10 protein-coding genes are annotated in these 7,625 nt (G+C 50.9%); 5 read left to right on the top strand and 5 right to left on the bottom strand.

What is annotated here, in order from left to right; genetic code table 11:
* On the bottom strand, positions 1-786 hold a 786-nt coding region (locus AUK29_09715; protein OIP61778.1), incomplete at its 3' end, for a TIGR00268 family protein.
* A 64-nt stretch (positions 787-850) separates the two neighbouring features.
* A complete protein-coding gene (locus AUK29_09720) occupies positions 851-2,122 on the bottom strand; it encodes a hypothetical protein (GenBank protein ID OIP61779.1) in 1,272 nt (423 codons plus the stop codon).
* Between the two features lie 243 nt (positions 2,123-2,365).
* On the opposite strand from AUK29_09720, the gene AUK29_09725 reads away from it, so the two are divergent.
* A complete protein-coding gene (locus AUK29_09725; GenBank protein ID OIP61780.1) occupies positions 2,366-2,611 on the top strand; it encodes a carbon storage regulator in 246 nt (81 codons plus the stop codon).
* A 16-nt stretch (positions 2,612-2,627) separates the two neighbouring features.
* Positions 2,628-3,125 carry a hypothetical protein gene (locus AUK29_09730; GenBank protein ID OIP61781.1) on the top strand — a complete coding sequence of 166 codons (498 nt, stop codon included), beginning with the start codon at positions 2,628-2,630 and terminating at the stop codon, positions 3,123-3,125.
* A 115-nt stretch (positions 3,126-3,240) separates the two neighbouring features.
* Here AUK29_09730 and AUK29_09735 read toward each other — a convergent pair whose 3' ends face one another.
* Both AUK29_09735 and AUK29_09740 read right to left on the bottom strand, forming a co-directional pair.
* A complete protein-coding gene (locus tag AUK29_09735) occupies positions 3,241-3,567 on the bottom strand; it encodes a flagellar biosynthesis anti-sigma factor FlgM (protein OIP61782.1) in 327 nt (108 codons plus the stop codon).
* 291 nt (positions 3,568-3,858) lie between these two features.
* Positions 3,859-4,059, bottom strand: coding sequence for a hypothetical protein (locus AUK29_09740; protein ID OIP61783.1), 201 nt, complete (start codon positions 4,057-4,059; stop codon positions 3,859-3,861).
* On the opposite strand from AUK29_09740, the gene AUK29_09745 reads away from it, so the two are divergent.
* Genes AUK29_09745 through AUK29_09755 form a run of 3 tightly spaced genes read left to right on the top strand, consistent with a single transcriptional unit; the run spans position 4,058 to position 6,925 of the window.
* Complete coding sequence (locus AUK29_09745) at positions 4,058-5,668, top strand: hypothetical protein (protein ID OIP61784.1); 1,611 nt, start codon at positions 4,058-4,060, stop codon at positions 5,666-5,668. The two genes, AUK29_09740 and AUK29_09745, sit on opposite strands and share 2 nt — an antisense overlap.
* 49 nt (positions 5,669-5,717) lie before the next feature.
* Positions 5,718-6,719: a hypothetical protein gene (locus tag AUK29_09750; protein OIP61785.1), complete on the top strand. Its 1,002-nt coding sequence runs from the start codon at positions 5,718-5,720 to the stop codon at positions 6,717-6,719.
* A gap of 11 nt (positions 6,720-6,730) precedes the next feature.
* Positions 6,731-6,925, top strand: coding sequence for a hypothetical protein (locus tag AUK29_09755; protein OIP61786.1), 195 nt, complete (start codon positions 6,731-6,733; stop codon positions 6,923-6,925).
* A gap of 349 nt (positions 6,926-7,274) precedes the next feature.
* Here AUK29_09755 and AUK29_09760 read toward each other — a convergent pair whose 3' ends face one another.
* Positions 7,275-7,469, bottom strand: coding sequence for a hypothetical protein (locus AUK29_09760; GenBank protein OIP61787.1), 195 nt, complete (start codon positions 7,467-7,469; stop codon positions 7,275-7,277).
* Positions 7,470-7,625: the final 156 nt, after the last annotated feature.

Below are 7,625 nucleotides of genomic sequence, written 5' to 3' on the forward strand. Positions count from 1 at the left end.
CATGCTCCCGCTTCTGAATCCTTCGAGATCCAGTGTGACATAGACAAAACCGGCCTCTTTGAACCTTTTAACGAGGGCGGCAAGAATGTCTTCTTTCAGAAGACGATGAAAGGCATCACTTGCGACCTCGATCCGGGCAATCTCCCCGTGATAACGGACCCGATAGGGATCGAAACCCATGGAACGAAGCAGCTCTTCACACCGAGCCACCTGCCGGACCCTCTCTTCCGTGATTTCGGTCCCGTAGGGGAAACGGGATGAAAGACAGGCCATGGATCCCTTATTATGCGTAGGGAGTCTTAGTTCACGGCTGAGTTCACGGATCTCCCGCTTGGAAAGGCCGGCCTCGATCAGGGGATGGCGGACTCCTTTTTCCGCAGCCGCTTTCAGCCCGGGCCGATAGTCGCCGGTATCATCGAGGTTGGACCCGTCACAGATATGAGCGATCTTCAGGGCGTCGGCATAACGGCGAAGGATTCCGAAGAGTTCGCTTTTGCAGTAGTAGCAGCGCATTGGGTCGTTCCGGGCGAAGTTTTGGATCTTGAGCTCGTTTGATTCCACGAGGATATGCCGGACCCCCAATGCCGATGCAAACTTCTTTGCCTCCATCAGCTCGTGTTCCGGGTAGGTGGGTGAGAGGGCGGTCAGGGCTGCTGCCTGGTCGCCGAGCGCTTCCCGGGCCACACGCAGAAGAAAGGCGCTGTCCACTCCGCCCGAAAAAGCGATCAGAACCGAGCCCATCTCCTTGAGGATCGCCTGCAGCTTGTTTAATTTATCCCGGCTCATGTATAGAAAATGACACAATTCAAAATGATTGTCCACCGGAATTTGATTGTGGATGATTCAATGGTCAGACTTTTGCCTTTTCAGGAAGGAGAAACTGTTTTTCATAAAATGTCCGGGCTGCTTCCTGTCTCTGCTTCATGTATGCGGACATGTCATCCCAGTTTTCGATCACGAGATCCACAATTCTTTTTTCCAGGAGTCCCCGATTGGAGAAGGCGGAAAAAATCCGGATAATCTCCTGCTTGTCCATCCCTTTTCTGTAGGGCCTGTCTTCCTCCATGGCCGTAAACATGTCGGCCACCATCATGATCCGGGATTCAATGCTGAGTTCACCGGCATTGCAATGGAAGGGATAACCGCTTCCGTCCAGCCGTTCATGATGAAACGCCGCCCATTCCTGGATCTGTTGAAAGCCTCCGATACTGTTCATGATGGAATAGGTGTAATAGGTATGGGACTTGATGACGGCGAATTCTTCAGGTGTGAGCTTTCCTGGTTTCTCCAGGATGCTGTTGGGAATGGCGAGTTTGCCCAGATCATGCAAACGTCCTGCAATTTCCATCAACAGTAGTTCGGGTTCAGTCAGCCCAAAGAGCTTGGAAAGAAACACGGCGGATGCAGCGACGCCCGATGAGTGCGTGGAGGTGAAACGGGACCTGAAATCAATGATGTCGGAGAAGATTTCTGAAATCGTAAGGAGAGACACAGAGTCGATCTCAAATTCCCGATGAGGTCCGTGATGGAGAAGATAAGAATACAATCTATTGGAGACCATGTCGAGCCAGAATTCCTCTCTGATGCCGGCGGATAAAAGAAGGTCGGTCACATCCGGGTGAAAAACGGATCCGGTCTTTTCCACGATCCTGGAAGTGAGTTCCCTGCTTTGATGCAGGATATAGGTCTTACGGTTAATGGAACGTTCCAGAAAATCAGCCAGAAAAATAATATGTGATCCGAGAGTCATCGGGTCATCTATGTTCGTCCGGCAGTCTTCCCATTTCCGATGATGATGCCGGACGAGTATGGCGGCGTTTTCCAGCCATGGGATTTTATTAAGAATCATTTCACCGCGCAGACAGTGTTCCTCAGTCATATCAGTCTCTGTTTTCAGGAGTTCATATTTCTCTTCAACTGAGAAAGCTCCGATATCGTGAAGCAGCGCGGCGTAGAACATCTGTGCCATATCTTCGTCGGATAATCCTGCGGATTTTCCCATTTCCCAGGCAATGAATGCGGTCCTGAGCTGATGCTGGACCAGTTCAGGTCCAGCCAGGTCCATGGCATCGGAAAGTGAGAGCAGAAGGTTCAGAAGGTTTATGGAAAGATTTTTCTTCATGGGATTCTCCTGATTGGAAATCAAAACGTTCCAGTCTGTTGGGCCGTGCTTAAAACCTGCTTGGACAGGAACAGGAACACTGTATCCATATATCGGAAAATCCGGGTTTTTCTTGAGCGATTTCTTAGGTTTTTTGAATTTTCAGCAGGGATTAAGGAGGAGATTTTCCGGTGTAACGGGGTAAAGTTTTAAGACATCCCAACCGATAAGACTTTCAGAACGGAAACAAGAGAGAGGTCATTTATGCTGGTACTCACCCGGAAACTGGGAGAAGAGATTTTTATTGACGACGAGATCCGCATCGTGATCAAGGAGATCAAGGGGAGGCAGGTGCGGATCGGTATTGAGGCGCGTTCCTCGGTCTCGGTCCATCGGGGTGAAATCCACCACCGGATAGAAGAGGAGAACAGGGAGGCTGCTCTCATAGACCTCGAAGCGGCCGATAAAGCCGCGGCCTCACTGAAACGGTTGATTCAAGAGACCGGGTGAGGTGAGTAGTGAACTCATGATCATAAAAACACGGTTTTTCGGAGAAATAGACATCGTGGAGCAGGAGGTCCTGACCTTTCCGTCCGGATTGATCGGGATGAAGAACCTCAAGAGGTTTGTCCTTCTAAACCACCAAGCAGGCAGGCCTTTCCGTTGGCTTCAGTCCCTGGATGATGCGAATGTCTCCTTCCTATCCGTGGAGCCGCGCTTCGTTCGTAAAACCTACCGGGTTCCCGTCCAGAAAGAGCTTTTGATGCGTCTCAGGATCACGAAACCAAGGGAGGTCATGGTCCTTTGCCTGGTGGCCATCTCCAAGGAGTCCGGGACCATGACCGTTAATTTCCAGGCGCCCCTCCTCATCCATATGGAAGGCCGGATCGGAAAACAGATTATTCTGGTGGATGGACCGTACCATAGACGTCATGATATCTTGCAGGAATTAAAAGATCAGAGCGGGATTCCGGCGGCTGTGCCGGAGGAAGAGATCCTGGATATCAAAAACGGCCATGCATAGCAGGGAAGCTTAGATTCACCCCATCGCAAGGAATCCACCGGCCTGAATTCGACAACGTATATCAGTGGGGCTCCGGATTGTTTTTAGGACTCGTTCTCAAGCCGTGATGCAGGGGTCATAACCCGACGATCTCTTTCCGGATTTCCTCAAGAATTTTTGCAGCCACTTTCTCACAGGATACGATATAAGTCCCTGCATGGATGGCGCGTTTGATGGACTCAACCTTTTTTGCACGGATATCCGGGGTCTTCCTGACGATTTCACAGACCCTTTCCACCTCTTCGCTCTTGCCTGAAATATGAAGCGGACCTTTTTTTAATGGGGCTGAAGTGTCTTGGGCGTTTACATCATTATTTTTCCCAGGATGGCAGCCGGCCTTTTTTTGATCACTTTTGTTTCGTGGATCCTGGCTGTCTATTTTACCTGAAGAGGATCTCCTCATTTTTGGCAACTCCTGGTAATTGGATACATCAATTAAAACAATGACATGTATACAGCTATCTGATCATGTGCATTAACAATATGGTTCTTTTTTCTCAAGTTATAATCCGTATCGGAAATTCAAGATGGAGACTTTAGTAAAAAACCTACAGGTCGGTTTATGAATTTTCCGTTCGTCTCCTGTCTGAAAGCTTAGCGGCCCAATTTGTAAATACGGTGGCATTCGAGCCTGCCTGCCGCCTGCCTGCGCTACAGCAGTCAGACGACAGCCAGGCCTGCTGCGTCGCCATATTTACGAACAGGACCACTTAGCCTTCCTGATTTTACGGAGTCGTTTCATCCGGTTGAAAATCAAGAAACAAAAATCATGAAACCCCTTTTCAAATCGGATGAAATACGTTAAACTCAACTGCGTTTGCCATTGAGCAGATGCTTCAAAAAACCGGGTTTTCAAAAACAGCCTGATGATAACAAATTTTTCTGGAGAGTCCATGTCAAAAAATATGCTGATCAATGCGGTTCATTCTGAGGAGAGCAGGGTCGCTATCGTTGGAAACGGGATTCTGGAGGAACTGGGGATCGAAACGGCCGCAGCGGAACGTCATAAGGGGAACATCTACAAAGCCGTGGTGGTCAGGGTGGAGCCGAGCCTTCAGGTTGCATTCGTGGATTACGGGGAGAAGAAAAATGGTTTTCTCCCTTTTCGGGAGATCCACCGGTCTTATTACAAGAAGGATGTCAACAAGGAACACCCGAGGATACAGGATGTCATCGAGAGGGGACTTGAGGTGCTTGTCCAGGTCGTTCGGGAGGAGCATGAGCAAAAAGGGGCCTATTTGACCACGTTGCTCTCCATACCGGGGCGCTATCTCGTCATTATGCCGGGAAGCGACAGCGGCGGCGTCTCCCGCAAGATCGAGGACGAGGACCAGCGGAAGGAATACAAGAAAATGCTCAAGGAACTCAATCCTGCCGAAGGCATCGGTTTGATTTTCAGGACGGCAGGTCTCGGCATGACCAAGCCCGTCCTTTCTCAGGAGCTGAAGTTTCTGATCAAGGTTTGGGAACAGATCCTTCAAAGAGGAACTGAGCAGAAAGCGCCGTCGCTGATCTATCGGGAGTCGGACCTGGTGAGCCGCACGATCCGGGATTACTTCAGCTCGGACATCCAGGAGCTGCTGATTGACCATCTCGACGTCTACAAGAAGACCCTTGAATTCTTTGAAACGGTTATGCCGCGCTACAAGAACAGGGTCAAGTTTTACCAGGGATCCAAGCCCATATTTTCCAAATATAATCTTGAAGACCAGATCGAAAACATTTATGAGAGAAAGGTGAATCTGAAGTCCGGGGGGTCGATTGTGATTGAGCCCACAGAATCCATGGTCACCATCGATGTGAACTCGGGCAAATCCATGCATGCCAAGGGAGTGGAACAGACCGCCTTCCATACCAACATGGAGGCGGCGGAAGAGATCGCCCGACAGCTCCGGCTCCGTGACCTCGGCGGACTGATCGTCATTGATTTTATCGATATGGCAAACAAGAAGAACCAGCAGGAGGTTGTAAAAAAATTGAAAGACTCCTTGAAATACGACAAGGCCAAAACCAACGTCTCCAGCATATCCAGGTTCGGACTTCTGGAGATCTCACGTCAAAGGATCCATGCCCCGGTGGATGAAGGGACCTATGTCGTCTGCTCTCATTGTGAAGGGAAGGGGCGTGTGCGTTCCAGGGAATCCCAGGCCCTGATCATCCTTCGGAAGATCCAGATGCGCATCGCCGGAGGCGGGGTGGCAGCGGTGGAAGGGGAACTCTCTGCGGACCTGGCGGATTTTCTGTTGAATCGGAAACGCGAGGACCTCATGAAGATGGAAAAGAAACACGGCGTCAAGATTACGCTGGTCGGTAAACCGGAGCTCCTTCATTCCCAATATCACCTGGAATTTGTCAGCAGGCAGGAAGACTCCCATGAGGCGCAGGTGAACGTCGACCAGAGGCCGCAGGGGGACATGAGCGGGGAGCCTCGTGTTCCGGTGAAAAGAAAACACAACCTATCGCGTGGTTCCAGAAAGTTTGAAGTCAAACCCCAAAGCAATTGATTCCTTCCATGCTACATGACGGCGGTTGAGGTCGTTAACAGGTTCAGTCATGTTTGAACACAAACATCATCCCAGGGAAAAGAAAGAGGCCCATCTCCATGAAGGAGACGGTACACATCACCACCGGCATCGGGCCACGGAGCGAAAGCTTCTGAGGGTGGTCATCGTGTTGACCTTTGTCATGATGGCGGCGGAAATCATCTGGGGCATACTTTCCAACAGCTTGGCCCTTCTTTCCGATGCCTTTCATATGCTGACCCACTTCAGCGCTCTAACCGTGAGCCTGGTCTCCATTGAGGTAGCCGTCAGGATGAACCACCGGGACAAGACCTTTGGATACTGGAGGATCGAGATTCTGTCGGCCCTGTTCAACGGCCTGACCCTCCTGCCGATCACGGGCTACATCCTCTACAAGGCCTACCAGCGGTTTGAGAACCCGGAGATGGTCGTCGTTTCACAGATGTTTGTGGTCGCTGTGATCGGACTTGCGGTCAACGTCTTATGCGCCCTGATCCTTGCAGGCGTGAGCCGTGAGGATTTCAATATCCGGGGGGCCTTCCTCCACATGATCGCGGATACGGCCTCGTCCGTGGGTGTGGTCATCGCCGCCGTCATCATCCATTTTACCAACTGGTACTTTCTGGACCCGCTGGTGAGCGTGCTCATCGCCGTGGTCATCCTGGCCTGGTCCCTGAGTCTGATCCGGGAATCGGTCAACATCCTGCTGGAATCGGTGCCCAAGGGAATCAACATTCAGGAGGTCCGGGATGCCGTACTCGGGATCCCGGAAGTCAAGGACATCCACGACCTGCATATCTGGCAGATCACATCCTCGATGTATGCCCTGACCGCTCATGTGGCCGTAGAGAACATCCCGATAGCGGAAACCCGGTCCATCATGGTGAAAATCAACAGGATTCTCGATGAACGTTTCCACATCACTCATGCCAATATTCAATTTGAACCGCATCTATCGGCGTATGACCGGCATGGAGAGGGGAGGGCAGAAGAGAGCCCAAGACATCCCGTAAGCAAGGAGGAGAGCCTGTGAGACTGCACTCCATGCAGTTCCACCTTGAATCGTCCAGGAAGAGTATTGAAGCATTAATCAGAAACAGCGGCGACGAGCTGGCGCCGGGAACCTATATACAGCCTGCCCGGGACATCCTCTCGCAAGACCACCATCTGTCCGGCCTCACTTCCGTATTGAACATCCTGCTGGAGGCTATGGAAGAGGCGAGGCCAAAGAAGACGTGAGCAGGGACCTGATCGCGTTAATATTTATGGATCATCTCCAAAAGAGTAGGTGAAAACATCAGGGGTCAAGGGGTCAAGGATTCCAGGGGCCAAGTGAAGTGCTCAAATACTACAAGGAGTTAAAGGAAAGGCCCCAGTCATATCAATTATGTTTGGAGATTTATAAAATAACAAAAAGACTTAAGAGTGATATCGAGGAGGTTGAGTGGATGCTCAAGGCACTGATCAAGTCACTGGAAAACAAACACTTGACCCCTTGAACCCTGGAATCCTTGACCCCTTGACCCCTGATGTTTTCACCTACTCTTTTGGAGATGATCCATAAATATTAACGCGATCAGGTCCCTGCTCACGTCTTCTTTGGCCTCGCCTCTTCCATAGCCTCCAGCAGGATGTTCAATACGGAAGTGAGGCCGGACAGATGGTGGTCTTGCGAGAGGATGTCCCGGGCAGGCTGTATATAGGTTCCCGGCGCCAGCTCGTCGCCGCTGTTTCTGATTAATGCTTCAATACTCTTCCTGGACGATTCAAGGTGGAACTGCATGGAGTGCAGTCTCACAGGCTCTCCTCCTTGCTTACGGGATGTCTTGGGCTCTCTTCTGCCCTCCCCTCTCCATGCCGGTCATACGCCGATAGATGCGGTTCAAATTGAATATTGGCATGAGTGATGTGGAAACGTTCATCGAGAATCCTGTTGATT

This window comes from Nitrospirae bacterium CG2_30_53_67 (assembly GCA_001873285.1).
GTDB lineage: Bacteria > CG2-30-53-67 > CG2-30-53-67 > CG2-30-53-67 > CG2-30-53-67 > CG2-30-53-67.